Below are 716 nucleotides of genomic sequence, written 5' to 3' on the forward strand. Positions count from 1 at the left end.
TAAAAGATGTCTAGATTTAAAAAAAATTAGGACGTTTAAATAACGATATATGTAAGTAATCCATAGAATTTTAATTTACATGTTTCCTATATTATAGTGAAAACTAAAAAAAAAAATTACTTTGTGAACTGAAACATCTAAGTAACAAAAGGTAAAAAATTAAACAAGATTTTAAAAGTAGTGGTGAACGAAATTAAAAAAAAATATATATATATTTTTATTCTGGAATTTATTGAAATATAAAACAAAAAAAGGTTATAGTCCTGTACACAAATAAAAATAAATAAAAATAAATAAAAAAACATGATAAGTTTTTTTATTTAAATAAAGAACCATCTTTAATATTTAAATATTTTTTTAAAATCGATAGTGAACTAGTACCGTGAGGGAAAGATGAAAAGAACCTTAAAAAAAAATAAAGAGGAGTTAAAAGAATCCTAAATTTGTATACTTTATAGCATTTGTTTTAAGATATTCTTAAACAATATACCTTTTGTATAATGGGTCAACAAGTTAATTTTTAAAGTAAACAAAAATTTAAAATTAATTGTATAGCGAAAGCGAGTTTTTTTTTAAAGCGTTTAAATTTTAAAAATTAAACCCGAAACTAAATGATCTAATTACGTTCAAATTGAAAAAAATTTTAATTAATTTTTGGAGGATTGAACCCATGTATGTTGCAATATACTGGGATGAAATGTGATTAGGGGTGAAAG

1 rRNA gene is annotated in these 716 nt (G+C 21.4%); it reads left to right on the forward strand.

Annotated elements, in window-relative coordinates:
- A 23S ribosomal RNA gene (locus tag JNK62_04785) occupies positions 1-716 on the forward strand; the annotation flags it as partial.

The organism is bacterium (assembly GCA_016789445.1).
Taxonomy (GTDB): domain Bacteria; phylum Patescibacteriota; class Minisyncoccia; order Phycocordibacterales; family UBA2100; genus UBA10103.